The sequence below is a fragment of the Arthrobacter sp. TMN-49 genome, assembly GCF_054511095.1.
On sequence record NZ_JBTNDH010000018.1, the window covers coordinates 18,223 to 43,759 of the forward strand.

At 63.6% G+C, this 25,537-nt stretch carries 22 protein-coding genes and 1 pseudogene; 8 read left to right on the forward strand and 15 right to left on the reverse strand.

Features of this window, described 5'->3' with window-relative positions; all coding sequences use genetic code 11:
• Positions 1–74: 74 nt before the first annotated feature.
• A complete protein-coding gene (locus tag ACX80E_RS10005) occupies positions 75–1,109 on the reverse strand; it encodes a Gfo/Idh/MocA family protein (RefSeq protein ID WP_459301769.1) in 1,035 nt (344 codons plus the stop codon).
• Between the two features lie 36 nt (positions 1,110–1,145).
• Here ACX80E_RS10005 and ACX80E_RS10010 point away from each other — a divergent pair, with 36 nt between their 5' ends.
• Complete coding sequence (locus tag ACX80E_RS10010; RefSeq protein ID WP_459301770.1) at positions 1,146–1,514, forward strand: helix-turn-helix domain-containing protein; 369 nt, start codon at positions 1,146–1,148, stop codon at positions 1,512–1,514.
• 20 nt (positions 1,515–1,534) lie between these two features.
• Here ACX80E_RS10010 and ACX80E_RS10015 read toward each other — a convergent pair whose 3' ends face one another.
• On the reverse strand, positions 1,535–2,761 hold the full coding sequence (locus tag ACX80E_RS10015; RefSeq protein ID WP_459301771.1) for a PucR family transcriptional regulator: 1,227 nt from the start codon (positions 2,759–2,761) through the stop codon (positions 1,535–1,537).
• Between the two features lie 220 nt (positions 2,762–2,981).
• Between ACX80E_RS10015 and ald the strand changes: the two genes are divergently transcribed.
• The 3 genes from ald (at position 2,982) to ACX80E_RS10030 (ending at position 6,386) form a co-directional block, all read left to right on the forward strand.
• Complete coding sequence (ald, locus tag ACX80E_RS10020; protein WP_459301772.1) at positions 2,982–4,094, forward strand: alanine dehydrogenase; 1,113 nt, start codon at positions 2,982–2,984, stop codon at positions 4,092–4,094.
• Positions 4,095–4,344: 250 nt separating this feature from the next.
• Positions 4,345–4,998: a hypothetical protein gene (locus tag ACX80E_RS10025; RefSeq protein WP_459301773.1), complete on the forward strand. Its 654-nt coding sequence runs from the start codon at positions 4,345–4,347 to the stop codon at positions 4,996–4,998.
• Positions 4,999–5,057: 59 nt separating this feature from the next.
• Complete coding sequence (locus ACX80E_RS10030; RefSeq protein WP_459301774.1) at positions 5,058–6,386, forward strand: aminotransferase-like domain-containing protein; 1,329 nt, start codon at positions 5,058–5,060, stop codon at positions 6,384–6,386.
• A gap of 36 nt (positions 6,387–6,422) precedes the next feature.
• Here the strand turns inward: ACX80E_RS10030 and ACX80E_RS10035 are convergent, their stop codons facing one another.
• The 5 genes from ACX80E_RS10035 to ACX80E_RS10055 all read right to left on the reverse strand — a co-directional run bounded on the left by ACX80E_RS10035 (position 6,423) and on the right by ACX80E_RS10055 (position 13,453).
• On the reverse strand, positions 6,423–8,450 hold the full coding sequence (locus ACX80E_RS10035) for a hypothetical protein (RefSeq protein WP_459301775.1): 2,028 nt from the start codon (positions 8,448–8,450) through the stop codon (positions 6,423–6,425).
• Between the two features lie 203 nt (positions 8,451–8,653).
• Positions 8,654–10,012 carry a dihydrolipoamide acetyltransferase family protein gene (locus ACX80E_RS10040; RefSeq protein WP_459301776.1) on the reverse strand — a complete coding sequence of 453 codons (1,359 nt, stop codon included), beginning with the start codon at positions 10,010–10,012 and terminating at the stop codon, positions 8,654–8,656.
• Between the two features lie 13 nt (positions 10,013–10,025).
• On the reverse strand, positions 10,026–11,000 hold the full coding sequence (locus tag ACX80E_RS10045; protein ID WP_459301777.1) for an alpha-ketoacid dehydrogenase subunit beta: 975 nt from the start codon (positions 10,998–11,000) through the stop codon (positions 10,026–10,028).
• Positions 10,997–12,166, reverse strand: coding sequence for a pyruvate dehydrogenase (acetyl-transferring) E1 component subunit alpha (pdhA, locus tag ACX80E_RS10050; RefSeq protein ID WP_459301778.1), 1,170 nt, complete (start codon positions 12,164–12,166; stop codon positions 10,997–10,999). The genes ACX80E_RS10045 and pdhA overlap by 4 nt, the downstream gene beginning before the upstream one ends.
• Positions 12,167–12,331: 165 nt before the next feature.
• Positions 12,332–13,453 carry a histidinol-phosphate transaminase gene (locus tag ACX80E_RS10055; RefSeq protein WP_459301779.1) on the reverse strand — a complete coding sequence of 374 codons (1,122 nt, stop codon included), beginning with the start codon at positions 13,451–13,453 and terminating at the stop codon, positions 12,332–12,334.
• A 66-nt stretch (positions 13,454–13,519) separates the two neighbouring features.
• Between ACX80E_RS10055 and ACX80E_RS10060 the strand changes: the two genes are divergently transcribed.
• Positions 13,520–13,924: a phage holin family protein gene (locus ACX80E_RS10060; protein ID WP_459301780.1), complete on the forward strand. Its 405-nt coding sequence runs from the start codon at positions 13,520–13,522 to the stop codon at positions 13,922–13,924.
• Between the two features lie 35 nt (positions 13,925–13,959).
• Here the strand turns inward: ACX80E_RS10060 and ACX80E_RS10065 are convergent, their stop codons facing one another.
• Together ACX80E_RS10065 and ACX80E_RS10070 are read right to left on the reverse strand one after the other, a co-directional pair.
• Positions 13,960–15,555 (reverse strand): hypothetical protein, encoded by a 1,596-nt coding sequence (locus ACX80E_RS10065; RefSeq protein ID WP_459301781.1) that lies wholly within the window; start codon positions 15,553–15,555, stop codon positions 13,960–13,962.
• Positions 15,556–15,636: 81 nt separating this feature from the next.
• Positions 15,637–15,972 carry a hypothetical protein gene (locus tag ACX80E_RS10070; protein ID WP_459301782.1) on the reverse strand — a complete coding sequence of 112 codons (336 nt, stop codon included), beginning with the start codon at positions 15,970–15,972 and terminating at the stop codon, positions 15,637–15,639.
• 138 nt (positions 15,973–16,110) lie between these two features.
• On the opposite strand from ACX80E_RS10070, the gene purB reads away from it, so the two are divergent.
• A complete protein-coding gene (gene purB, locus ACX80E_RS10075) occupies positions 16,111–17,553 on the forward strand; it encodes an adenylosuccinate lyase (RefSeq protein WP_459301783.1) in 1,443 nt (480 codons plus the stop codon).
• A 137-nt stretch (positions 17,554–17,690) separates the two neighbouring features.
• Here the strand turns inward: purB and ACX80E_RS10080 are convergent, their stop codons facing one another.
• Positions 17,691–18,524 carry a nuclease-related domain-containing protein gene (locus ACX80E_RS10080; RefSeq protein WP_459301784.1) on the reverse strand — a complete coding sequence of 278 codons (834 nt, stop codon included), beginning with the start codon at positions 18,522–18,524 and terminating at the stop codon, positions 17,691–17,693.
• A 112-nt stretch (positions 18,525–18,636) separates the two neighbouring features.
• A complete protein-coding gene (locus tag ACX80E_RS10085) occupies positions 18,637–19,086 on the reverse strand; it encodes a hypothetical protein (protein ID WP_459301785.1) in 450 nt (149 codons plus the stop codon).
• Between the two features lie 206 nt (positions 19,087–19,292).
• On the opposite strand from ACX80E_RS10085, the gene ACX80E_RS10090 reads away from it, so the two are divergent.
• Positions 19,293–19,727, forward strand: coding sequence for an acyl-CoA thioesterase (locus ACX80E_RS10090; RefSeq protein ID WP_459301786.1), 435 nt, complete (start codon positions 19,293–19,295; stop codon positions 19,725–19,727).
• Between the two features lie 24 nt (positions 19,728–19,751).
• On the opposite strand, the pseudogene ACX80E_RS10095 reads toward ACX80E_RS10090, so the two are convergent.
• Positions 19,752–20,962, reverse strand: a pseudogene (locus ACX80E_RS10095) (aminotransferase class I/II-fold pyridoxal phosphate-dependent enzyme).
• A gap of 100 nt (positions 20,963–21,062) precedes the next feature.
• On the opposite strand from ACX80E_RS10095, the gene ACX80E_RS10100 reads away from it, so the two are divergent.
• Positions 21,063–21,749: a peptidyl-tRNA hydrolase gene (locus ACX80E_RS10100; protein WP_459301787.1), complete on the forward strand. Its 687-nt coding sequence runs from the start codon at positions 21,063–21,065 to the stop codon at positions 21,747–21,749.
• Positions 21,750–21,801: 52 nt separating this feature from the next.
• On the opposite strand, the gene rlmN is transcribed toward ACX80E_RS10100, so the two are convergent.
• The 3 genes from rlmN to ACX80E_RS10115 all read right to left on the reverse strand — a co-directional run bounded on the left by rlmN (position 21,802) and on the right by ACX80E_RS10115 (position 25,404).
• Positions 21,802–23,061, reverse strand: coding sequence for a 23S rRNA (adenine(2503)-C(2))-methyltransferase RlmN (gene rlmN / locus ACX80E_RS10105; RefSeq protein ID WP_459301788.1), 1,260 nt, complete (start codon positions 23,059–23,061; stop codon positions 21,802–21,804).
• Between the two features lie 89 nt (positions 23,062–23,150).
• Positions 23,151–23,615 carry a DUF1304 domain-containing protein gene (locus tag ACX80E_RS10110; protein WP_459301789.1) on the reverse strand — a complete coding sequence of 155 codons (465 nt, stop codon included), beginning with the start codon at positions 23,613–23,615 and terminating at the stop codon, positions 23,151–23,153.
• 40 nt (positions 23,616–23,655) lie between these two features.
• Entirely contained in the window at positions 23,656–25,404 is a 1,749-nt protein-coding gene (locus ACX80E_RS10115; RefSeq protein ID WP_459301790.1) for a pyruvate dehydrogenase, read from the reverse strand.
• Positions 25,405–25,537: the final 133 nt, after the last annotated feature.

Consider the following 25,537-nt stretch of genomic DNA (forward strand, 5'->3'; position numbering starts at 1 on the left):
CAGCTTTCGCAGGTCCTTTGTGTGGCGCCAGTATGACGCACCAGTGGTTTAGCTTCGCAACAGCTTACGTGGCTTTACCCGAGTTGCGCCCGAACTTCCTCTATGACCCGCAGCGCAGCCACGGAGTCCGCGGGGTTGACGGGGACGTCTCCACCACGGAGCAGTGCGTCCGCCAAGAGTTCGTAGAAGCGTCCAAAGCTGGCCTGCTCGGTAGGTACCGGCTCCAGTGCCCCGTCCCGACCCAGAACACCCCAGTTCTCGCTCGGATCCACCCCGTAGCGCGGGTCACCCGGCAGGATGCCGGCCAGGAGCTGGGACTCTTGAACGTCGGCGTGGCGTTTCGTGTAGGTGGCTTCGGATCCCACCACGCGCAGGCGCGGGCCCGGTTGGGGAGCGTTGAGGCTCATCCACAGATGGGAAATGACCCCGCCACCATGTTCCAGCGCAACAAAGACGTCGTCGTCGGCCGGTTCTTCTGACCGGCGGGCCGCCACCTCGCCATAGACGCGCTTGGCGGGACCAAAAAGTTCCAGGGCTTGGTCGATCAGGTGTATGCCAAGGTCAAAGAGGACGCCACCGCCGGCGGCAACGTCAGCCTTGGCCTTCCATTCCTTGGTGATGCTTGGCTGCCAGCGCTCCAGCCGCGACTCGAAGCGGCGGACCTGACCCAACCGTCCCTGCGCCAGCAGCTTTTTCAAGGTCAAAATTTCCGCGTCCCAGCGGCGGTTTTGGTATGTCGTCAACACCAGGCCGCGCTTCTGAGCCAGGGCAATCAGGTCCTCGCCCTCGGCGCTAGTCACGGTGAACGGCTTGTCCACCACCACCGCGCACCCTGCCTCCAGTGCGGCAAGGCTCAGGTCCGCATGTGTTGCCGGCGGGGTACCCACCACCACCAGGTCAATACCGTGGTGACTTCCCGGTGCTGCCCATGCTTCCCAGCCAACGACGCGGGCTTGGGGATAGGCTGCGCGGGCCCGGGCCTGGCGCTCCGGATCTGAGGTGACCACGACCTCGAGGGTGAAGTCGTGAAGCGAGGCTATGGCCGGGGCATGAAAAACACTGCCAGCATGGCCGAACCCCAGCAGGGCGGTGCGAATTCTCTGCGTCATGGCTCATACCCTACCGGGCGCGCTAAAGTATGACCCATGACCCTCGACGCACCCCGCATCAGCTCCGGCCTTGCCGCTTCGGAGCAACTTTCACTGGCCCGCGCCTTGGCCGACAGCGACGACGTCACAGTGTTTGTCGACGGCACCGCGCACCGCCTGGCACCCGAGGTGCGGGACGCCGTTGTGGACTTGCTGGCTAGGCTCTCGCGCGGCGATGCTGTGACGGTGGCGAGCGTTGCCGAACTGCTGACCACCTCGCAGGCAGCCGAGCTGGCTGGCATATCCAACACCTTCTTGCGCAATATGACCGACAGGGGCGAGATTCCCGTGCAGTATCGCGGCTCGCACCGGCGGATTCGCCGCCAGGACATCATGGCGTGGCTGGAGCGCCAAAAAATGCTATGACACAGCCCTAACGCTCCACCTCAGGTGAGGCGGGGCCGGCTGGCCCAGCGGGCAGCCTTCAACGCCAGGTGCAGCTCCAGGCGCACCCGCCCGGACAACGGGTCAGCCCCGATGATGCCGCGCACCCGCGCCAGCCTGTTGTAGACACTTGAGCGGTGCAGGTGAAGCTGCTCGGCGATCCTAGCCACGGCGCCGTCGCTGTCGTACAGCAATTCCAACACGGGGAACAGCTCCCTGGCGCCGTCGCGATCACGCAGCAACCGGTAGTACACACTGTCCTCGGGGTCGGCGGCGCCGCCGGCGAGAACCTCATAGACGCCTGCGCCGCGAACATCGAGAATGTCGCCAAGGGCCGGGTCCACCATGGCCGCCTGGGCGGCAATGTGCGACTCCGTATTGGCCGCCGGCAGGGCTCGCAGGGACACGAGGGGTTCGCTGATACCCATCACCACGTGCGACGGCGGGACACCTGTCCGCTTGGTCAGTTCCGCCGCGTAGCGCGACAGCACCGCGGCGTGGCTGCTGCGTCCCGGTGTGTGGCGAAACAACAGCGCCGAATGCGTGGCCAGCCCGGCACTGAACAAGGCCTCGTCCACACCAACGGTGCCCTGCAGGCCCGCGCTGCGGTGGATCAATGCCGCGGCCAAGGGGTCCGCGGCCCTGGGCGCGGCGGACGGCCCCGGGGAGCCCGGCGCCGCGTAGATGGTGGCCACTTGCCAGGGGCCGTTTTGGCGAATTTCGGGCCACTCGCCCAGGACGTCTATGGCGCGCTTGTCCCCGGCGACGGCGGCCAGAAATTGTTGTTCGCGCAGCTGACGGACACTGGATTCGGCCGTGTTGGAGTCCAACAACAGTGTGGCCAGCAGCTCCAGTGAGTCCCTGAACTGCGGCAATTGCGCCAGGATCGCGGTCGCACTTGGTTCCTGCACATCCTGCTGGACCCACAGGTAGCCCACCCGGAATCCGCGGACCAACAGGGGCACACAGACCCGGCCCAACATGCCCAGGCCCTCATTGGCGGGGATCACCACGGGCCGGACGGCGCTGGCAATGCCATGGGAAAGCTGCCAGGCACTGACGTCTGCCGGCACACGCTTGCTCAGCAGGAAGTTCACCCGCACCCTGTCGGCATGAGACTGGTTGGCGCTGTACGCCAGCAGGAGGCCATCAAGGTCCTCCAGGGACAGTCCGCGACCGAGCTGGAGGGCCAGTTGCTCCACGAGGACATCGATCTCCGGATTGGGCATGAAGTCAGCGTAACGGAGCAACACGACAGTAGGCGACACTTGAACCCGCAGCCCTCGACATCTGTCGAGACGATGTGAGGAAAATCCCCGCCATTACGGGATTTTGTGCCACCGGCGACGCTGAGAGGCTATGAACTAGTTCACAGGCGGGCCTTAGTGTTGTCAGTAGAGCAATAGCGTCCGGGCGCAGGCCCACCGTACCGAATTGAAGGACAAAATCATGATTATTGGCGTTCCCAAAGAGATCAAGAACAACGAGTTCCGCGTGGCCATGACGGCATCGGGCGTCCACGAGCTCACCCGCCACGGGCACACAGTCCTGATTGAACGCGGCGCGGGCATTGGCTCAAGTATTGCCGATGAGGAATATGTAGCCTCCGGCGCCGAACTGGTCGATGACGCAGCCGAGGTGTGGGGCCGGGCCGACATGGTGGTCAAGGTCAAGGAACCCATCAGCGTCGAGTACACGCATTTCCGTAAGGGCTTGATCCTGTTCACCTACCTGCACCTGGCTGCCGAGGCGGAACTGACGAAGGCGCTCATGGACTCCGGCGTGACGGCCATTGCCTACGAGACGGTGCAGATCGGGCGCACCCTGCCGTTGCTGGCACCCATGTCCGAGGTTGCCGGCCGACTCTCAGTTCAGGTCGGCGCCCAGTGCCTCACGGCACCGGCTGGCGGAAAGGGCATCCTGCTCGGCGGGGTCCCGGGCGTCCGGCCGGCCAACGTCGTCATTTTGGGCGCCGGCGTGTCCGGCACCAACGCAGCGGCCATGGCCATCGGCGCCGGGGCCGATGTGACCATTCTGGACATCAACATCGGCCGCCTGCAAGAACTTGACGCCCTGTACCAGGGCCGCTTGAAGACAGTTGCCTCCAACACCCTGGAAATTGAGCGCTCCCTGCTCGCAGCGGACCTGGTCATTGGTTCGGTGCTGATCCCCGGCGCCAAGGCACCCAAGCTGGTCACCAACGCACTCGTAGCCAAGATGAAGCCCGGTTCGGTGCTGGTGGACATCGCGGTGGACCAGGGCGGCTGCTTCGAGGACACGCACGCCACCACGCACGCCGACCCCACCTTCAGGGTCCACAACTCGGTGTTCTACTGCGTCGCTAACATGCCCGGCGCCGTCCCGAACACGTCAACCTACGCACTGACCAATGTAACCCTGCGCCACGCCCTCGCCCTCGCGAATTTGGGTGTTGTCGCCGCCCTGGAAGCAGATCCGGCGTTGGCTGCAGGCCTGAACGTGGCCGGCGGCCAGGTGACCCACCACTCGGTGTCCAACGCCCACGAGCTGCCCCTGGCGGCAGACTGGCGCCAACTGGTCTAGGCCGACCCCGCCCCTGACGCCGACGGCGTACCAGGATGGTGGGGCGGGTGAAATTTCATCCGCCCGCACCAGCCTGACACGCCGTCGGCGTTTTGCTGCCCTCGGGAAGCATCCTCGACACTGCCGTGATAGGACCGCAATGACATTGCGGTTCGACGCCCTTTGTGGCTGCGCGCTATCCCTTGCCGCGCCACAGGCATACGGTGGTTTCATGGGGATCTAAGGTCCCCATGGATTTCAGGGAGGCGTCATGCGTGAGGGCGGAAAAACGTCAGCAGCGGTACTCACGTGCGGCATGGTCCTGTTGCTCACCGGTTGCACGGGTGGCCTCCCGGCGGCACTCGAATCAACCGACACGGTAACAACCCAGTCGCCTGCGGGCGCCCCCACCCCCGCTGGCGAGGTCAGCGCCACCCGTGCCGCGACGTCGAGCCCCGGCGCGGCGTCGACCCGCGAAGCTACGTCTGCGACGGGCGGAAATGACCCGACAGTGATGACCACCTCGGCATCGGTGACAGTCTTCTACATTGCACAGGGCGACGCCGGGACTGCCGAATCCACTCTTGGCTGCGGGGACAGCGCGGTGGCCGTGACAAGTCAGACAGTCACCTTCACCGACCCGGTGGAAGGGGCGCTGCGCACCCTGCTGGCGAATCACTCCGCGACGATTGGACAGTCGGGGCTGAGCAACGCCCTGTGGCAATCGCAGCTGCGTGTGGACTCGGTGGACAGGTCCACCAACACCATCACGGCGCAGCTGAGCGGGACCCTCACACTGGGCGGTGAATGCGACATTCCCCGCGTGGATCAGCAGCTGCTGCGCACTGCCGCGCAGGCAGCCGGAGCCCCCGTAGCGATATTCGTCAACGGGAAAACGTTGAGTGATGCCTTGAGCCTGAAATAATATGCACGGTTGAAAAACTTTTGATGCCTATTTAGCAACAATGGTTATATCCTGAGCACGTGAACACTTCAAGCTCCGGCGCCAACGCTGCCGCCGAAACACTGTCCGAAGAAGCCGTCGACGCTCTGACCCGTGCCCAAAGTGGTGCCGCCACGGCTACCGTCGCCGCCACGCCCGCGCACAGGCACGAGGAGTTACTCTCGTCCCGAGCGGCCAACATCAAGCAATCAGCCGTGCGTGATGTGTTTGAGATTTCGATGCAAGCTGGCCTCGTGTCACTCGCCGGAGGCAATCCGTACTTGCAGTCCCTGCCGCTGGAGCGCCTGGCCGGCACGGCAGCGTCCATCATTGCCGAACACGGGCTCGAAGCATTGCAGTACGGCGGCGGGCAGGGCACCTTGGAGTTGCGCACCCAAATCTGTGCCGTCATGGCGGCCGAAGGGATTCTGGACGCGGACCCGGATAATGTGGTCATCACCGCCGGCTCCCAATCGGCTCAGGATGTTGCCGCCAAGGTCTTCTGCGATCCAGGAGATGTAATCCTCCTCGAGGACCCCACCTATGTGGGCGCCCTGAACACCTTTGAGGCATACGAGGTGGACGTCCAGGCAGTTCCAGGAGACGAGCACGGCCTCATTCCAGCAGCCCTGCGCAGCATCATCGCGGAGCAGCAGGCAGCGGGCAAGCGCATCAAGTTGCTCTACACCATCCCCAATTTCAACAACCCCTCCGGGGTCATGTTGGCACCTGAGCGTCGCCAAGAAATCGTTGATATATGCCGTGAAGCGAATATTCTCGTGCTGGAGGACAACCCGTACGGCCTGTTGAAGTTCGACGGCGTCCTGCCTGAGCCGCTGCGTGCGGCAAATCCCGAGGACGTGCTGTACCTGGGCTCCTTCTCGAAAATCTTCGCTCCCGGCCTGCGCATTGGCTGGGCCCTGGTGCCGGCACACCTCAAGCAGCGCTACTACTTGGCCAGCGAGGCTGTCACGCTGTGCCCGCCCACGTTTAACCAGCTCCTTGTCAGCGACTACCTGCGCAACTACGACTGGCAGGGCCAGATCGGCACCTACCGTGAACTGTACGCCGAGCGCTGCGCGGCCCTCCTGGCAGCCCTCGAGGAGTTCATGCCCGCGGAAGTGACCTGGACCCGCCCCGAGGGCGGCTTCTTCGTCTGGCTGACCATGCCCGAAGGCATCGACACGTACCCGCTGCTGTATCAGGGGATCGATGCCGGGGTGGTCTTCGTTCCCGGAGCTGCCTTCTCGGCGTCCCCCGGCCCCAGCAACAAGCTGCGACTGGCCTTTAGCGCCGTCCCGCCGGAAACACTGCGCGAAGGGGTCAAGCGATTGGCACCGGTCCTGGCCGCTGCCGTCGCCGCACACTAGCCCCCACCTTTGCAACTGACGATCCTCGCGCCCTCCCTAGAAGCGGGTCAGCGTGCCACAGCCCCGAACGATGAGGCCTTTCGTTGACGCCGGAATCTCCACGATGGTGTTTGCCGGGCCGTAGTAGTTCTCCGTGATTTCGCCGAACGACCCTCCGAAGCCGCTGAGAGTTTCCCAATAGCAGGAGTCCCCGCGGCCGGTAGCGTAGTAGGTTCCGGGCAGAATGTCGACGCCCACCCGGTAGGTGCCATCTGCCGTGATCTTGGACGCCCGGGCCCCGGTTGGAAGAACCGTGGTCCAGGCACCGCACCCCTGGGTGTTGAAACCTACGTCGCTGGCAGAGATCTGCACGTAGGTGCGGGCCGGGCCAAAGTAATTCTCATTGACGTGCTCGAGGCTCCCCGAGAACCCATTCAGGCGTGCCCAGTAGCAGCCCTGCCCGCCGCCGGTTGCCTTGTAGAGCCCGGGCTTGAGGCCCGAACCCACGCGGTAGGTGCCGTCGCGGCCGATCACGGTGACCGGCGGCATAGGCACATTGACGGCAGGACTCGCGACAACCTTGGAGTCATAGAACCGCTGGTAGGTTCGCACACGCACCGTGATCGACTTGCCGTTGTCCGCGGTTGCAAGCTTGTAGGCGCGGTTCCTGGCCCCGGCAATGGCAGCGCCGTTGCGGTACCACTGGAAGGTCACAGACGTCGGTGCCGGCGAGTAGCTGCCGTTGGTGGCGGTCAGGGCCGAACCGGCCTTCAAGGTACCGGTAATTCTCGGTGCCGAGACCGTCGCCACGGTGGCGTTGCGGACCAGGTTGCGGACTGTTGTTGTGGACCGTGAAGTGAAGCCGTCCTTGCGCAGCGTGAGCTTGACCGAAATATTCGCCCCGATGTAGCTGGAGCTTAGTTTCAGTGATGAACCCGTTGCGCCCTTAATGGCCACGCCATTGCGGTACCACTGGTATGCGGTGGACGTCGGGGCCGGGGACCAGGCTTGCGAAATCCTCAACGTCTGGCCAAACCTGTAGACGCCGGTGACAGTAACGGACTTGGTGGGGGTAAAGATTCCGGCGGAAATGGTCCGCGCTGCGGAGAACTTCTCGGCCGTCGCAAATCCGGCCTTGGTGGCCCTGACGCGTACCTTGAGCAATTTTCCATTGTCCGCAGCGTCAGTTGTGTAGCTGCGTCCCGTGGCGCCGGCAATCGCGGCCGCGCCTCGGTACCACTGGTAGGACAATGCAGCACCGGTGGGCGCCCAGTTGCCGGCGTTTGCGCTTTGAACCTGGCCAACCCGCGCCGTTCCCGCAATAGTGGGCACCGGCGCCGCGGTAAAGGTGCCCTGGGCCACTTCAGCCTGCTTCGACACCAGCACCAGCGGCTCGTAGCCCGAAAGCGAGAGCGTGGCCCTGGCCGAGAGCAGCTGGCCGGAGTCTGCCGCAGCGGCGGTGTAGCTGCTTGCTGTGGCGCCGGAAATTGCCGACGATCCGCGGTACCACTGGTAACTGGTGAGCGCCTTCATGCCGAACGGGCCCTGCCAGAGAGGCTCCGGCACGGAGACGGTCTGCCCAACCTTGGGCGTGCCGCCCACCAAGCCTGTCCAGGCAACGTTTCCGAACGTGCCAGCGCCAACGGTGACATCGGCGGCGGCGGCATCAATGCCGGGACCACCCTTGTCCACGGATGCCACAACGGTCAGGCGGATCGTTGCGCCCGCCAGGCTGTTGTCCAGCTGAAGGGTGGACGGCGTGCCCACGGGCAACGATTCAGAACGCACGGTTTCATCATTGGCGTCCCATGAATAGCGGAGCCAAGCGGCACCGCCCCACTCCCCGCCCGTCGAGGTGAGCGTGCCACCCACCACCGGATCACCCGCAATCACGGGCACGGCGATTCCGGCAACAGCGGCAGTATCGGCGCTGGCCGATGGCGTCGGGATCGTTTCCGGCTGGTCTGCAAAAGCAGCCGGGCCGACCAACAGGCCGGCAAGCAGAACGGCAACGCCGGTTGCGGCACCGACTGCCGTCATTCGATGCCGCACACGTTGTGCGCGACCCACTGTGGTTGATGTCAAGTTTGTCCCCCAAGTACCGGATCGGCGAGCCCGATCGAGACAATACTAAGGGGTGGCGGTGACATTGGTCATGCTGTTACATTCGGGGCTCCGCCAAGTCCAACCACCGCACCCCCCACTTTTGCAACTGACCCGCAGAAAACGCCGAAAATCCGCGCTTTTAGCGCGATTTTCGGCGTTTTCTGCGGGTCAGTTGCAAAAGGCTAGTCCAGGAGCAGCGCCGGTTCCTCCATGATGGCCGCAACATCTGCCATAAAGCGGGCCGAAAGGTCGCCGTCAACCACACGGTGGTCGAAGGATCCGCCCAAGGTGGTGATCCAACGCGGAATGACTTCCCCGTCCAGCACCCACGGCTTTTGCTTGATGGTGCCAAACGCCACGATGGCCACCTCGCCCGGGTTGATGATGGGCGTTCCGGTGTCGATGCCCAAGGCACCAATGTTGGTGACAGTCAACGAGCCGCCCTGCATGTCGGCCGGCTGCGTCTTACCGGCACGCGCTGTGGTCGCAAGGGAGTTCAGCGCAATGGCCAGCTCCTTCAAGGACAGGTTCTGGGCGTCCTTGATGTTCGGCACCATGAGCCCGCGCGGGGTTGCGGCGGCAATGCCAAGGTTCATGAAGTGCTTAATGATGATTTCGTCGCCGGTCCAGGTGGCATTCACGGACGGGTTGCGCGCGGCAGCCCAGATGACAGCCTTCGCCAGAATCAGCAGCGGCGAGACCTTGATGCCTTCAAAGTCGCGTGAAACCTTCAGGCGTTTGACGAACTCCATGGTGCGTGAGGCATCAACGTCCACAAAAATGCTCACATGCGGGGCCGAGAAGGCGCTCTCCACCATGGCCTTTGCTGTCGCCTTACGGACGCCCCTGACCTTGATGCGTTCTATGCGAGGATCGTCAGCCAGGCCCGTCCCTGTGGCAGGCGCCCAGAAAGTGCCGGCGCCGTCCTGTTCGGCCGTGCGCTGATCCTGGTAGCTGCGCAGATCCTTTTTGGTCACTTCGCCGCGCACACCCGTGGGTGACACTTCGCTCAGGTCGATGCCCAGGTCCTTCGCAGCCTTGCGCACGGGCGGCTTGGCCAACACGCGGTTGGGTCGCGCGGCCACGGACAGCGGGATGCTCGACGCCGGAGGCTGGGCAGGTGCCTGCTCCGCGGCAGGCGCCGGGACAGTGGCGGCCACAGCGGGAGCCGAGCCAGCCCTGGGGCGGCGCTTCACGGCGTCGGCCTTGGGTCCGGAACCGACCAGCGGCTTCATGACCTCGGCCTCAGACGCTGGCGGAGCAGAAGCAACAACCGGGGCAACCGCCGGGGCCGAAACCTCCGACCCGATGGCGATGATGGGTGTGCCCACATCCACCGTGTCACCCTCGGCCACCATCAGTTGGGCCACCATCCCGGCGTAAGGGGACGGTAGTTCCACAATGGACTTGGCTGTTTCAATCTCCACGATCACATCGTTGACGGCAACAATGTCTCCGAGCTTGACCTTCCAGGAGACAATTTCGGCCTCGGTGAGGCCTTCGCCGACGTCGGGCAGATTGAAAAGGAACAGGTTCGACATGGTGTTTGCCTTCCTAGAATGCGAAGGCGCGGTCCAACGCCTCCATCATGCGGTCGATGTCCGGCAGATAGTGTTCTTCAACGCGTGCCACGGGGTAGGGCATGTGGAAGCCGCCTACCCGAATGGCCGGGGATTCCATGGAGTAGAAGCAGCGTTCGCTAATACGGGAGGCAATTTCCCCGCCAATGCCGCCAAAGGTGGGAGCTTCGTGGGCAACCACCAACCTCCCGGTCTTGTTGACGGAGGCTTCAACCGTGTCAAAGTCAATGGGGGAAATGGAGCGCAGGTCGATGACCTCAACACTGTGCCCGTCCTCCGCTGCGGCATTGGCAGCGGCGAGGGCGACGGGGACCAGCGGGCCGTAGACCACGAGCGTCGCGTCGGTTCCTTCCCGCACCACGTGGGCCTTGAACGGGTCCCCCGGGGAGGTCTCGGTGTCCACCTCGCCCTTGAGCCAGTAGCGGCGTTTGGGCTCAAAAACAATCACGGGGTCCTTGCATTCAACAGCCTGCTGGATCATCCAGTAGGCGTCGTTGGCGTTGGACGGGGTGATGATGCGCAGGCCCGGCGTGTGGGCGAACAACGCTTCGGGCGATTCGGAGTGGTGCTCAATGGAACCGATGCCGCCACCGTAGGGAATCCTGATAACAACAGGTGCGCTGAGCTGGCCGTCGGAGCGGGTGTGGATCTTGGCCAGCTGCGTGGTGATCTGGTTGAAGGCCGGGAACACAAAGCCGTCGAACTGGATCTCGCAGATGGGTCGGTGCCCTCGCAGGGCCATGCCGATGGCTGTTCCGATGATGCCTGATTCGGCCAACGGCGTGTCCATGACGCGGTGGTCGCCGAATTCCTTCTTCAAGCCTTCGGTGACACGGTAAACCCCGCCGAGCGCGCCAATGTCTTCGCCCATGAGGAAACTCTTGGGATCCTGGGCCAGGGTGGCGCGCAGACCCTCATTGATGGCCTTGGCAATAGTCATTGTGGTCATGCTGGGCCGTCCTGCGTTCCGGCATCGCCAAAGGACGCCTCATAGTTTTCAAACCACGCCAGCTCCTCGGCCACCAAGGGGTGAGCCTGGGCATAGACGGTGGCAAACTTTTGCCGAATATCCGCCCCACCCATCGCCAGCGTGACCTTGCGGACGTGGGCAGCCAGTTCGTCGCCGTCGTTCTTCACTTGCTCAAAGAACGCGTCGTCGGCCAAACCTTCGGCCCGCAAGTACGTTTCCAGGCGCGCCAGCGGATCCTTGGTCTTCCACAGCTCCTCTTCGGCAAGCATGCGGTACTTGGTGGGGTCATCGGCCGTGGTGTGGGCGCCCACCCGGTAGGTGGAGGCCTCGATCAGAACGGGACCATGACCGTTGCGGGCATGATCCAGGGCCCATTGGGTTGCGGCATAGACGGCCAGAACGTCGTTGCCGTCCACCCGAATGCCGGGAATCCCGTACCCGCCGGCACGGTTGACCAAAGGAATCTTGGACTGGACCTCAAAGGGAACCGAGATGGCCCAGTTGTTGTTCTGGCAGAAGAAAACAACAGGGGCGTTGTAGGAGGCGGCGAAGACCATGGATTCATGGACGTCACCCTCGGAGCTGGCACCGTCACCAAAGTAGGCGACGACGGCGGCAGCTTCGATGGCGGGGTCGGCGGCCCGGTCGCGCGCAATGCCCATGGCATAGCCCACAGCATGCAGGGTCTGAGCGGCAAGGACCAGCGTGTAAAGGTGGAAGTTCGTCTCACGGGGATCCCAACCACCGTTGGAAATGCCGCGGAACAGCTTGAGCAGATCAGCCAAATCCAGGCCGCGAGTGAGCGCAACACCGTGCTCACGGTAGGTGGGGAACGCGTAGTCGGCCTTGTTCATGGCCCGGCCCGAACCAATCTGGGCCGCTTCCTGTCCCACCATGGGCACCCACAGGGCCAGTTCGCCCTGGCGTTGCAGGGCTGTGGCCTCGGTGTCAAAACGTCGAACAAGAGCCATGTCAGCGTAGAACCCGCACAGGGTTTCTACGCTCAACGCCTTGATGTAGGGGCTGAAAGTGTCGTCCTGGTGGACTGTTCCGTGCTCGTCAAGGAGCTGGAGCGCCTCATGCGGGCCTACTTCGTTGCTCCGCAAAACTCCTGCGGACTCTCCTGCTGGCTGGGCGGCGCCCATGCTGTCTCCTCGTCTGCCGAATCTCAGGGGCACAGAGCACCCTGCCTCGACTCGTTGGGGTTGATATATGCCTTATCGGGAATGTATTCCGTCGTGTGCATATATATACGTTTTCGATTTACCACTGTATCCGTACGGGCTGACAAATGATGCCTTTGTTAACCGCTAGGAACGCCGTGGCGCTTTTGTATAGGACGCACAGATTGCTAGGAATCGGGTGTTGGCCTCGGTCTCCCCGATGCTGACCCGCACCCCTTCATCGCCGAAGGCGCGGACGGAGAGCGCATGGCTTTGGGCCAGGGCAGCAAACTCCTGGGTGTTGTCGCCCAGCGCCAGCCACACGAAGTTTCCTTGGGCGTCTGGAAGGTCCCAGCCCAGGGCCTGAAGCCCGGCCACGACTCGGGCACGCTCGTTGACAAGGCTTTGGACTCTTTCGAGAACTTCGTTGTAGTTTTCCAAGGATGCGACGGCGGCCTGCTCGGCAATGCCTGACACGGCGAACGGGGTGGCCGCCGCCCTCAGGTACTGGGTGATCTCCGGCGGGGACACCGAATAACCAACACGCAGGCCGGCAAGCCCGTGCGCCTTGGAGAACGTTCGCAATACCACCACGTTGGGGTGGTTCCGGTAGATGTCCACCCCGTTGACGGCGTCGTCGGCCCGGACAAACTCCTGGTACGCCTCATCAACCACCACCACCACACTGCTGGGGATCTGGCGAATGAAGTCCTCGGTTTCCTGCGAGCGCAGGACGGTTCCGGTGGGGTTGTTGGGCGTGCACAGCAGCACCACTTTGGTGTGTTCGGTGACGGCAACGGCCATGGCGGCAAGGTCATGGCTGCCGTCGGCGCGCACGGGAACTTGGACGCTCTTGGCACCTGCCAGGCCCACGCAGATCGGGTACGCCTCGAAGGATCGCCACGCATACACCACCTCGTCGGGGATGCCGTCCTCGTTCTGGCCCGCGAAGGCCGCCAGAATCTGGTTGAGCGCCCCTAGGCTGCCGCCTCCTGTGACAATGTCATCGGCGGGGACACCCAGGAACGTGCTCAGGGCATTGCGCAGCAGCGTGCAGCTGGGATCTGGGTAGCGGTGGACGTCAACACTGCCGCGCAGGACCTCCAACACGGCCGGGACCGGACCGAGCGGGTTTTCATTGGAGGACAGCTTGAAACTCTCCAGCCCTGTGACGCCTTCCGGCGGTTTCCCTGCAGCATATTTGGGCAGGCGGCCCACTACCGGGCGGGGCTGGACGCCGTCAGTGTTGGTGCTGTTTGTCTCGGTCATGCCCCAAGCCTAGTTGAGAGCCCGGCCACCCAACTGTTGGGCTGGGGATTGTGGAACTATGGAAACATGAGAAATTTCGTGATTCAAGTAGGCATCAATGCCGTTGCGCTGTGGATTGCCGGCTGGATTCTGCCCGGCATGCACATCGCAGCCAGCTCGTCCGCAGGGACCGAGACCACCTTCAACACCATCCTGGCGTACTTGTTTGTTGGCCTGATTTTTGGTGTGGTCAACGCCCTGGTCAAACCCATCGTGAAGCTGTTGTCATTGCCTGTGACCATCCTGACCTTGGGGCTGTTCACCATTGTGATCAATGCGGCCATGTTGTGGCTGACGGCGTGGTTGAGCACGTATTCGCCCGTCCAGTTCACCATTGACGAGTTCTTCTGGACAGCCATTTTGGCCGCCTTGATCATCAGCCTTGTCTCCATGTTGGCCGGCGGTTTGACTAAGACCGCTGACCGCAGCTGAGCCGGCGTCACTCTCTTTCGTGCGAGCTGGTGTTGTCACCGTGCACCTGGCGAATAGTCGACGCCGGGCTTGGGTTTCGCGGGGCCGTTGCCTGTACGGGGAACCGTCGCGGGCGGGTTGTTGACGTCACGGCCTTGGTAAACAGTTTTCACCCCCTGGACTGTTGCCCCGACCCCGGCTCCCACACCCAGAAACACCGCCAACCTCTCGCGCATGTCCACAATGGCCCGGTCCTGGCTCGAATCCAAGGCGGCAGCGTCCTCAACGTAGTTCTCCACGGAGTGAGCCTGGGCAAGGACTGAGCCAAGATCCTCGCCTTCGAGGGCATTGGGGCGGTGAGATGTCACAGTGACCCAGTTCGGCTCGGCCGGCGGCGCACCGAAGTCCGCCGCCGTGACAATGTCATGCTCGTTTTGTAGATCCAACACAGCAATGCCCGGTTGCACGTGTTGGTTCTTGGCGGGGGCACCGGCAATGACCACCATCTTGACGTTGACGTCGACCAAAAATGCCGGGCTTGCTGCGGCTGCCGCCGCGTGGATGCCACCGCCGCTGTGCCCCGTGATCAGGACCTCCTGCGCAGGGGTTGCGCCGGCCGTTTTCAGGGCGGCCCGGATGAGTTCCTGGACCAGGATTCGCTCCTGCTGGAACTGTTGTTGCCCCGCAGCAGTGAGCGCCTCCACGTTGCCCTCCATGTCAAAGGGATTGACACTGTCAATGGTTGACCAGTCCTCAGTGCCGGGCAGGTGGACCACCCACGCAATGGTGCCATCGGGGCGCCCCACCTGCACCACCGAGATGGAGCCGGGCGGGTAGCCATAGGCGTCCTTGCTGCCGTCCAGCACGCCGCGGATGCTCGCCGCCATTTCGTGCGGCTCCGCTAGCGCAGGCGGGCCCTGCCCCGGTGGCGGGGCGCCGGGGCGCTGTGGCTGCACGCCGGGACGCGGGCGCCACTCTTGGACAGGCACCCGGCGAACTTGAAGTTGACCAGGAGTAGCCAGCCCCGTTGCGTCAAAGAATGTCCGCAGCGCATGCGCTTGCGCAACACCTGAGTTCCGGACATCCTGGCGACGCAGCAGGGCCAGGAAGTGGAGCGCTGCCGGGCCAGGGCCCAACAGGCCCGCCGCATAGGACGGCCCTTTGTTCAAGACTCCCTCCGTGACATCGCGGGCCCCATGGCTGCTGGCCCTCCCCAGCTGCCCGGCAACGTCCAACGCGACTCTCCATGACATGAGCGGCCCCAGCGCCCACGCATTTAGGCCGTCCCGGAGCCCGCCAAGGCCGCCAAGTTGGGCCCCGATGGCAGCGTTGCGGGCCTCGGTGGCGGCATAGTTTGCGCCCGCCTGGGTGGCTTTGGCGGCAAGGGCGGCCGTGTCCGCCTGTGCCCTGCGGAACGACCACATCGCATCACGCATGGCGTCCGACGCCGCAAACGGATACGGCGCAGTGCCGGCTGCGGCTTGGCACAACCACACCCACTCCCCTGCCAAACGATCAGCCAAGGGCTCCATGAGTTGTGCCAGCCGCCCAAGCTTGACTCCCGATTCGGCAATCTCCGCCAAGGTGTAACTGATGGAACCGGCTCCACCGTCGACGGAAAACGTTGTTCCGCCCTTGTCATGATTGGCCATCGCGCACTCCCTGTCCTACCCCGGCGGCCCAGCCCGGCTCACGGTCTGTGGCGCAGCTTGCACCGCCGGGGCGTTGATGTCCTAAGGCAACGGCCACTGCATCCCCAAGCCGACGCCGTCACCGGGTGGCGACTCTAGACAGAGGCCATAGCTACCCAAAGCTGCCACTGCTGCCAGAATTTCCTGCGCCACAACCGCCAACGCAAGATTGCGTTCGGCGAGGGAATCGCGGTAGGCAGCAGCCGCGGGAGAGCGCCAGTCCATGGCATTGAGTTGGCCAAGCTGCAACCGTAAACCTTCCAGCTCCTGACCAATGCCGGCCAGCCGCTGCGCCACCACAGCCACCGCCTCGGCAGTGGGCCCAGCCCTGGCAGCAGCCCCGCTCAGACCAGAAATGGCACTCATTGGAGTGTTCATGAAACCTCCTTGAGAAGCTCGATACCTCAACGCTAGGAAGCATCGCTGCGCGGCGCTACACCCGGCCACGAAAATGTGGACAACCTTAACGCTAGGAGCCGCTGTGGAGGAATTGGCCGTTCATGAAAGAATTGGGCCATGTCTGAATCCGCAAACGCCACAGCCCGCATCCCTTCCGGCCGGAAGTCCCTGGCCGATTCCTCCGAGCGCATCGCCCTGGGGCCCCTCGATGGCCGCTACTCCGGCGCCGTTGCACCGTTGGTGGACTACCTCTCCGAGGCAGCCCTGAACCGTGACCGTGTCGGGGTGGAAGTTGAGTGGTTCATCCACCTGACAAATAACAACGTGCTGCCCGGCACGGAGCCGTTGACAGCGGAGCAGCAGGCCGGGCTGCGCACCATCGTGACCGAGTTTGACGCCGCCTCCGTGCAGGAACTGGCTGACATTGAAAAAGTCACAGTCCACGATGTCAAGGCTGTCGAGTACTTCATCGGCAACCGCCTGGCCGCTCTGGGCCTGGAGCGTTTGAAGCCGCTGGTTCACTTTGGTTGCACCAGTGAAGACATCAACAATCTTTCCTATGCTGTGGGCGTCAAAGGTGCAGTGGAGGACGTGTGGCTGCCGGCAGCGCACGCGCTCGTGGCAAAGATCGCCGCCATGGCCCAGGAGAACCGCGCCGTCCCCATGCTTTCGCGCACCCATGGGCAGCCTGCCACCCCCACCACCTTGGGCAAGGAACTGGCCGTCACGGCTCACCGCCTGACCCGTCAGCTGGACCGCGTGGCGAAGACCGAATTCCTGGGCAAAATCAACGGCGCCACAGGCACCTACGCCGCCCACTACGCCTCCGTCCCGGCCGCCGACTGGCAGGCCGTTGCCCAGGGCTTCGTCGAGGCCCTGGGCCTGAGCTGGAACCCGTTGACCACGCAGATCGAATCCCACGACTGGCAGGCCGAGCTTTACGCCGACATGGCCCGCTTCAACCGCATCCTGCACAACCTGTGCACCGATGTGTGGAGCTACATCTCCATCGGCTACTTTGCGCAGGTCCCGGTTCCCGGCGCCACGGGCTCCTCGACCATGCCGCACAAGGTCAATCCGATCCGCTTCGAAAACGCCGAAGCCAACCTGGAAATCTCCAACGCCCTGCTGGACACGCTCGGCGCAACCCTTGTCACCAGCCGCTGGCAGCGCGACCTGACGGACTCGTCCAGCCAGCGCAACATTGGCGTGGCGTTCGGCCACTCCCTGCTGGCCATCAACAACGTCTTGGGTGGCCTGGGCCGCCTGGACACTGCCGAGGCTGTGCTGGCTGCGGACCTGGACCACAACTGGGAGGTTCTCGCCGAGGCCATCCAAATGGTGATGCGCGCCGAAGCCATTGCCGGTGTTGACGGCATGGAGGATCCTTACGAGCGCCTCAAGGACCTGACCCGTGGCCAACGCGTCGACGCGAACCGCATGCAGGAGTTCGTCTCCGGTTTGGGCCTGTCCGCCGACGCCCGGGCGCGCCTGCTGGACCTGACCCCGGGCAAGTACATTGGTATTGCCGAATCCTTGGTGGATCACCTGCAGAAGTAACCCCCTCGAACGGGCAGTAGTGGCTGATGTTGGGCAAAAACATCAACGACTGCTGCCCGTTCGATTTTTAAGGGACGACGGCGGCACCTTGGCTTGCGCTGCAGCCGCCCCTTGGGTCCGTTTCCGTTTCGGCATCGCTACCGGAGCGTGCCGAGGTAGGCGAAGTACACAGTGGGAACGGCAACAAGCAACCCGCCCATCATCGCCAGCGCCCACAGAATGCGGCGAAGCCGGGCCGTCCGAACGCTCCGGTGTAGTGAGTCAAAGTGGTCATTCAACTGCATGGGGTCGCCCTCAACTGGCGGATCCTGGTGCCAGAGACCGGGCTGGCAGGCAACTGGAACTATTTGCGCCAGCTGTTCATTGGAGTACTTCCTCGGCTGGTGGGCGAACCATTGCTGCAGGCTGTGGCTGGCCAGCACCTGGACACCGTTGGGCGGGGTTTTCACGACTAGCCTCAGGGGATCAACAACCACCACTAGCGGGGTCACGGCGATGGGAAGCCCCGCTGCCTGGCTAAGAAGTCGGGCCGCCCGCTTTCCCTCGAACACCGACTTGCGAATGTGCGGATGCTTGCTCCCGTTGACCATAAACGTCCCACCAGCCACCCAAACCTTCTTCCCCGAATGATTCTTGGTGTTGAGCGTGAACACCCCGGCTGGCCCAATGACCACGTGGTCGATGTCGGAGCCTCCTGCGCCCACCGGGACGGCATGCAGCACCACATAGCCGGGATCCAACCGGGCCAGCAGCCGCGCCACCTGAATCTCACCCAGAGCACCTTTGTACCAAGCCTCTGCTTCGGGGGCCAGTGGGCTGATACCAAAGAGCCTGCCCCACAATCGCCGCGGCTGCACTTGCGCCTGCCTGCGCAGCAATTCTGCGATGACCGATTGTCCCGGCATCCGCCTGCGCAGGTCCCCCGGCATCTCCTCGCCGTGAACTGCTGGGCCGCCGCCATAGAGTCCCACGTTTTCCTCCTGTCCGGCGCGAGGAACGCCACACCGTTGTGGCGGCCACGCCTTGCCTGATGGTTGCCACCCTACGGCACAGGCCCCGCTGCGGAGGCAGATTTCATGGCGGCTAGTACCGGGGGTCCAGCCACGCCTGAAAGTCTTCCCGCACAACATCGGCCCGCCACCGCCAGAGTTTGCACGGCTGTGTTGAGCCGCGGCGAACTTCCAGGCAGTCTGGCGCGGCGTACGGTATGCCGCAGTCCGGGCAGCACACTGCCGCCCAAATGGCCTGGTTGACCACTACGCCGGACTGAAGCAGCTGACAGTCGCTGTAAACATCCATCCTCATGAGCCGTTTGACCAGGTGGGTGGCCCGCGGCGCATTGTGCCGCTGAAATGCTGCTGTCATGGCAAAACCGGTGGGCAACAGGCGTGCCATGGTCCGCCTGAGAAAGCAGATGAGGCACTCATTGGGCTCCGGCACCAAGAAGGTGTCAGTCAATTCCCTGAAACGTTGCTCAATTTCCGTCTCCGCGCCCCGGGAACCATCCCCCGCTGCGGCACTCTGATGATCCATGGTTTTTCCTTTCCATGGTTTCAATGTCCCAGACTCCGGCGACGGCATGAAGGGCGCCGGCCCGTTTTGTGGATAAGTCAGCGCCCCGCCCCGCCTCTGGGGGAACGAACACCGCGGCAGGCACGCCGGTGTGTGGCGTAAAACATGGTGTGTCATATCGAACATTCCAGCCCGCACACCAACGCCTCGAGAGTAAATTTACGGTTATGAGCCTTGGTGACATCACATTCCACACCCGCAAATGGGTCCGCCCCGAGGACCTCAACGCAAACGGCACCCTCTTTGGTGGCAGCTTGTTGCGCTGGATCGATGAGGAAGCCGCCATTTACGCGATCGTCCAGCTTGGAAATGGCCGGGCCGTCACCAAGTACATGTCCGAGATCAACTTTGTCTCCTCGGCGGGGCAGGGCGACCTGGTGGAGATGGGCCTGACGGCCACCCATTTTGGCCGGACCTCGCTGACCATGCGCGCCGAGGTGCGCAATATGTTCACCCGCGAATCGATTCTCACCATCGAGAAGATCGTGTTTGTGAATCTGGGTGCTGACGGCAAACCGGCGCCCCACGGCTACGACTCCATCACCTACAGCCGGGACCGGGTGCCCACCAAGCATTTAGGGCATTTCGAACCCCAGGACTGACCAAAGCCCCCGGCCCCACCCACGTCAGGGCCGCCGTGAACGCTGGAACTTTTCGATGCGCACCAAGGCCTCGCGGACGGCGTCGTACCCGGCAGCAAAGCTCAGCCGCACCGTCTCAAGCCCACCCACCCCGTCAAAGTCGGTGCCCGGCACCAACGCCACAGCCTCACGCTCCAAAAGGGCTGCACAGTAGTCGGCCGAATCGGTGTAGCCTGCGAGCGCGGGCCCCAGATTTGCGTAGAAGTAAAAGGCGCCGTCGGCCGGGGCGGCATCCACCCAGCCCAGCGCCGCCACCTTGCTCAGAACGTAGTCGCGGGTCCGGGAGAACTCCGCTACGGCCGCCCCCGCCTCGGCATAGGACTGCTCACTGAACGCCTCCAATGCCGCCATCTGGGCCGGCGCAGGCGGGCAGAGCGCAACGTTGCCGGCCAGGGCGTCAACGGCTCGGATCAAGTCATCTGGCACAATGGCCCAGCCAAGGCGCCAGCCTGTCATCCCCCAGTATTTGGAAAAGCTGGAGATCACCACCCCGGTGCGGTCCAGTTCCCAGGCGCACACGCCCTGCGGATCGGCGGCTCCGGGCGCCGGGTAGGTGATGCCGTGGTAAATCTCGTCACTGACCAGCCGGACGGCATTCTCGGCACACCAGCCGGTCAGGGCTGAAAGCTCTGCCCGGGACACCATGGTGCCTGTGGGGTTGGCCGGCGAGGCCAGGACAAGGCCGGCCAACGGGCCATGCACCGCCACGGCGGCGTCCAGAATCTCCGGGGTGGGCTGGAAGCGGGTGTCCGCTCCGGCGTCGAGCTCTATCACCTCAACACCCAGGGCCGTCAAGATGTTCTTGTACGCCGGGTAGCCCGGGCGGGCCAGCGCCACCTTGTCCCCGGGTTGAACGCCGCCCAAAAAACCAGCATGAACGCGCCGGAGGAACCCGTCGTGACGGCCACGTTCTTGGCGGGGATCTCCATCCCGTACCAGCGCTTGTAGTGGCCGGCAATGGCGTGGCGCAGCGCCGCAATGCCCAGTGGTGGCGTGTACGTCAGTGGCATGGAGGAGGTGTGCAGTGCTGCCGCCCGGGCCGAGACGGCAAGGGGCGCCCCACCACTGGGCTCGCCCGCGCACAGTGAGATGACTGAGCGGCCCTGCGCGCGGAGGTCAGCCACCCGCTGCAGGATGTCCATGACGGCAAAGGGTCGCACGTTCGCGCGGGCGGCAACAGTGAGGGGCTTGCGCATGTGAACTCCCGGGCAGATTCTGTTTGCACGCAAGGTGCAAGGGATACGGTCCAGGCTCCAGCTTGTCACATGCCCCCGCGGATACCCATACGCTTAAGGGGTGAGCGAATACCCCGAAAGCAGCACCCAGGAACTGGTCCAACCCATCATTTTGCTAGTTGACCGTGCGGAACCCGCCAGTGCGCAGCACGGCATTGCCGCGGCAGCGTTGGCGTCCGCACGGGCGTATCTGCGGAACCCGGAAAACCCCGACTGGCGGATCTGGGCTGAGGGCGCGTTTGCAAAATCCGTGCGACGGGCCGACGCCAAAATGTTCGCCAAGGTCCTCACGGCGTTCCCCGAGCACGTCCTGGCAACGGTTGGCGAGGCAAGTGCCGTGGGCCTGCCGCCCATGCCTGCCGCGAACCTGCCCAAACTGCTGGCAAAACTTCAAGTCTCGGGCACCCAACTGCCCAGTGGCGTACCACTCCCGGCGCAGCCGCTCAGCATTGTCTTGAACGCGTCCCTGGAGATGTCCACGGGCAAGGCCGCAGCACAGGCCGCCCATGCCCTTTTCGCGTGGGTGCTTCAGAGCAAACCGGCCACCGTTGAGGCCTGGGCAGCCAGCGGCTTCCCCGTGGGCATCCTTGAACTGCCGGCCAAGGAGTTCCGCAAGGGTGCGCGCAAGTCCGCCGGACCGCTCATCCAGGACGCCGGCCGCACCGAGATTGAGCCCGGCTCCACCACCGCCTATGTGGCTGTGGCCAAGGACAAGCCCCGGCCGTGGTGGAAGAAGACGAGCGCTTAAGACGAGAACGACGCCGGAGCTAACGTCCCGGCGTCGTTCTTTGCGTTAAGTTCTACTCGGTAGCGGCGAGCTGGCCGCACGCACCGTCGATTTCCTTGCCGCGGGTGTCGCGCAAGTTGGTGGGCACCCCGGCGTCGACGAGGCGGTTGATGAACTCCGCCATGACCTCCGGCTCCGAGCAGGTCCAGATGGAGCCCGGTGTCGGGTTCAGCGGGATCGGGTTCACATGGACCCAGCCGCGGCCGCGGGCATTGAGCTTCTTGGCCAGCAGCTCGGCACGCCACGGGTGATCGTTCATGTCCTTGATCAGCGCGTACTCGATGGACACGCGGCGGCCGGTGACCTTGTAGTAGTTGTAGGCGGCGTCGAGCGCCTCATCAACCTTCCACTGGGAGTTCACCGGAATGAGTTCATCGCGCAGCTCATCATCGGGAGCGTGCAACGACAGCGCGAACGTGATGGCTAGGCCCTCTTCGGCCAGTTTGTTGATGGCCGGGACAAGGCCAACGGTGGAGACCGTGATGCCGCGGGCACTCATACCCAGCCCCTCGGGGGCCTCGGCCACCATCCTGTGCACGGCGTTCATGACGCGCTTGTAGTTGGCCAACGGCTCACCCATGCCCATGAAGACAATGTTCGTTACACGTTCGGCGTCGTGCCCGCCGTCGCGGCGCAGATTGCCCAGGCCACCCTCGGCGATGACCCGGTTGGCCTGAACAATCTGGTCAAGGATCTCCGCGGTGGACATGTTGCGGGTCAGCCCTGCCTGGCCGGTGGCGCAGAACGGGCAGTTCATGCCGCAGCCGCACTGGCTGGACACGCACAGGGTCACCCGGCCCGGGTAGCGCATCAGCACGGACTCCACGAGTGAGCCGTCGAAGAGGCGCCACAGGAATTTGATGGTGTCGCCGTTGTCAGTGGTGAGGCGCTTGACCTCTGTCAGGAGCGGCGGGAACATGGTGGCCACAATCTCGGCGCGGCGGTCCTTGGGGAGGTCGCTCATACGCTCGGGATCGGTGGTGAAATGCTGAAAATAGTGCACCGAAAGCTGCTTGGCACGGAACGCCGGCAGGCCCATCTCCTTGAACTTCGCCTCACGCTCGGGCAGCGTTAAATCGGCCAAATGCACCGGCGGCTGGGACACGCGCGGAGACTTAAACTGCAGCAGCGGCCGCCCTCCCGGGTCCTTGGCCTGCTTCCACCCCTCGGTGGCAGGCATGACCTGAGCCGGACGGCCGGCAGGACGTGTCTTGGGAGCTGCCGCGGCGGGGGCGGCGACAGCAGGGCTGGGGGTGCTTTTGGGGGAAGTCATCCTTTCCATTATCCCTCACTTCCCCCAGCCTGTCCCGTCTTGGCCGCTAAGATCACATTTTTGCGTTCTCGCATGCACGACGGCGGCACCTAGGCCGTGTGCCTACGGGCAGTTCCGGCCGTGGTTGAGGACCGGCGCGTGGGCGCCGAACTGGCTTCCCGCAAGATCAGGCGGCGAGCCAGACGATCGCGAACGCCACGGCAAGCAGTGGCATGGTCAGCTGCACCAGCGCCGCCTTGGCCTTCTGGGGGGGACGAAATGAGCAAAACAAGCCCCGCCAGCACCATGGAGCCGCAGCCAGCCAGGACCAGCGCAATACCCACGCTTTCATGCCCCGCCGCCACCGCACCAACACCCACCACAGTCACCGCGGCCAGAAACAAGTTGTAGAAGCCCTGGTTGAAGGCCAGCTCCTTGGTGGCCAACGCCTCGGCCTCGCTGATGCCAAAGGTCTTGCGCGTGGCGGGGGCCGTCCAGCGCACTGATTCAAGGACAAAGATGTAAACATGAATCAGGGCCGCCAGTACGGCGAAAATTAAGGCAGTGATGAGCATGGCATTTCCGTTGTTGAAGGCGGCTTCTTAGCTGAACTGCTTAGCTGCGGGGAATATTGCGAAGGTTGCTGCGCGCCATGCTGACAACCTCGCCCGCACCCTTGTTGAGCACAATCTTGGACATGGCCGTGGCAAAGCCGATGACCTGTCCACCCTTGATCTTGGGTGGAATCGACAAGGCGTTGGGGTCGGTGATCAACTCCACCAGGGCGGGGCCATGGTGGGCAAAAGCGGCACGGTAGGCGTCAGCAATCTTAGCCGGGTCGCTGACCCGAACAGCATGGAAACCCAGCGCGGCGGCGACGCCGGCATAGTTGACGTCGGGCACGTCCACGCCAAAATCTGCCAACCCCTCCACCAGCATTTCCAGTTTCACCATGCCCAAGGTCGAGTTGTTGAAAACCACCACCTTGATGGGCAGCTTGTGCGTGGCGACTGTGATCAATTCACCCAAAAGCATGGACAAGCCGCCGTCACCGGAGACCGATATGACCTGCCGGTCCGGGTAGGCCACCTGTGCCCCGAGTGCTTGGGGCAAGGCGTTGGCCATGGAGCCGTGAAGATAGGAGCCGATGAGCCTGCGCGTGCCCAGCGGGTTGATGTAGCGTGCCGTCCAGACGTTGCACATGCCCGTATCCGCCGTGAAGACGGCATCGGTGGCGGCAATTTCATCCAACAGGGACGCCGCATATTCCGGATGGATGGGCATAATTTTGTCAGCCTTGCGCGTGTACGCACCGACAGCCTTGTTCATGAGTCGATCATGTTTTTTCAGGATCGCCTCGAGGAATCTGGACTTCTCCTTCACCTCAACCAGGGGCAACAACGCCTGAAGGGTTGGCAGGACGTCACCATGGACGGCGATGTCGACATCCGTGCGGCGGCCAAGATGCTGCGGCGCGCTGTCCACCTGGGCCGTTCGCGTGTCAGGCAGGAACTGGTCGTAGGGGAAGTCGGTGCCCAATAAGATCAGCAGCTCCGCGTCCTCGATTCCCTCAGCGGCGGCACCGTATCCCAACAGGCCCGTCATGCCGATGTCGAAGGGGTTGTTGTATTGAATGAAGTCCTTGCCACGCAGGCTGTGCCCGATGGGGGCCTTAATTCTTTCGGCCAGGGCCACCACCTCGTCATGGGCGCCTTGCACCCCGGCACCGGCAAAGATGGCTACCTTCTCGGCTGCATTGATGGCCGCCGCCAATTCCTGGATACTTTCGGCGGCCGGCACCAAGGCGGCGACCCGAAGGGGGCGCTGAATCGGTGACGGCGCCGAGGAAGGCAGGCTGGCCACATCACCAGGAAGTGTCACCACGGCAACTCCGCGCAACCCCACGGCGTGTTGAATGGCGTTGTGGAGCACCCGCGGTGCTTGATCCGTGGAGCTGACCAGCTCCGAATACACCGAACACTCGTCAAAAATCCTGTCGGGATGCGTTTCATGAAAGAAATCGCTGCCGATTTGCTTGGTGGGTATGTGGGACGCGATGGCCAGGACGGGGGCACCACTGCGGTTGGCGTCAAAGAGGCCGTTCATCAAGTGTAGATTGCCTGGCCCGCAGGATCCGGCGCAGACGGCCAGCTGGCCCGTCAACTGCGCCTCGGCTCCTGCGGCAAATGCGGCGGCCTCCTCATGCCTGACATGGATCCAATCAATACCTCCGTTGCCGGATCCTCCTGTTTTCCGCACGGCGTCCACCAGCGGGTTCAGGCTGTCACCAACAATTCCGTAGATGCGCCGCACCCCTGCGGCCTGAAGTTGCTCGATCAGTTGGGTGGCAAGTTCCTTGGCCATACTTGACTCTCCTGTGGTTGATGTTCCTCAAGAATGCTTTAGGCCAATATATCCCCGGCACTCATCAACTCCCGTTGCTCAGATGAGCTTACACTTGCGCTCATTTGATAGAGTGGGATGAAGATCACGCCAC

What these genes read in the sequence shown, in the direction of transcription:
- ACX80E_RS10070 (WP_459301782.1), bottom strand. Translation starts at nt 15,972, where the DNA reads ATGAACACTCCAATGAGTGCCATTTCTGGTCTGAGCGGGGCTGCTGCC.
- ACX80E_RS10110 (WP_459301789.1), bottom strand. Translation starts at nt 23,615, where the DNA reads ATGCTCATCACTGCCTTAATTTTCGCCGTACTGGCGGCCCTGATTCAT.
- pdhA (WP_459301778.1), bottom strand. Translation starts at nt 12,166, where the DNA reads ATGGGCGCCGCCCAGCCAGCAGGAGAGTCCGCAGGAGTTTTGCGGAGC.
- ACX80E_RS10065 (WP_459301781.1), bottom strand. Translation starts at nt 15,555, where the DNA reads ATGGCCAATCATGACAAGGGCGGAACAACGTTTTCCGTCGACGGTGGA.
- ACX80E_RS10025 (WP_459301773.1), top strand. Translation starts at nt 4,345, where the DNA reads ATGCGTGAGGGCGGAAAAACGTCAGCAGCGGTACTCACGTGCGGCATG.
- ACX80E_RS10060 (WP_459301780.1), top strand. Translation starts at nt 13,520, where the DNA reads ATGAGAAATTTCGTGATTCAAGTAGGCATCAATGCCGTTGCGCTGTGG.
- ald (WP_459301772.1), top strand. Translation starts at nt 2,982, where the DNA reads ATGATTATTGGCGTTCCCAAAGAGATCAAGAACAACGAGTTCCGCGTG.
- ACX80E_RS10005 (WP_459301769.1), bottom strand. Translation starts at nt 1,109, where the DNA reads ATGACGCAGAGAATTCGCACCGCCCTGCTGGGGTTCGGCCATGCTGGC.
- ACX80E_RS10010 (WP_459301770.1), top strand. Translation starts at nt 1,146, where the DNA reads ATGACCCTCGACGCACCCCGCATCAGCTCCGGCCTTGCCGCTTCGGAG.
- ACX80E_RS10015 (WP_459301771.1), bottom strand. Translation starts at nt 2,761, where the DNA reads ATGCCCAATCCGGAGATCGATGTCCTCGTGGAGCAACTGGCCCTCCAG.
- ACX80E_RS10085 (WP_459301785.1), bottom strand. Translation starts at nt 19,086, where the DNA reads ATGGATCATCAGAGTGCCGCAGCGGGGGATGGTTCCCGGGGCGCGGAG.
- ACX80E_RS10040 (WP_459301776.1), bottom strand. Translation starts at nt 10,012, where the DNA reads ATGTCGAACCTGTTCCTTTTCAATCTGCCCGACGTCGGCGAAGGCCTC.
- purB (WP_459301783.1), top strand. Translation starts at nt 16,111, where the DNA reads ATGTCTGAATCCGCAAACGCCACAGCCCGCATCCCTTCCGGCCGGAAG.
- rlmN (WP_459301788.1), bottom strand. Translation starts at nt 23,061, where the DNA reads ATGACTTCCCCCAAAAGCACCCCCAGCCCTGCTGTCGCCGCCCCCGCC.
- ACX80E_RS10090 (WP_459301786.1), top strand. Translation starts at nt 19,293, where the DNA reads ATGAGCCTTGGTGACATCACATTCCACACCCGCAAATGGGTCCGCCCC.
- ACX80E_RS10115 (WP_459301790.1), bottom strand. Translation starts at nt 25,404, where the DNA reads ATGGCCAAGGAACTTGCCACCCAACTGATCGAGCAACTTCAGGCCGCA.
- ACX80E_RS10045 (WP_459301777.1), bottom strand. Translation starts at nt 11,000, where the DNA reads ATGACCACAATGACTATTGCCAAGGCCATCAATGAGGGTCTGCGCGCC.
- ACX80E_RS10055 (WP_459301779.1), bottom strand. Translation starts at nt 13,453, where the DNA reads ATGACCGAGACAAACAGCACCAACACTGACGGCGTCCAGCCCCGCCCG.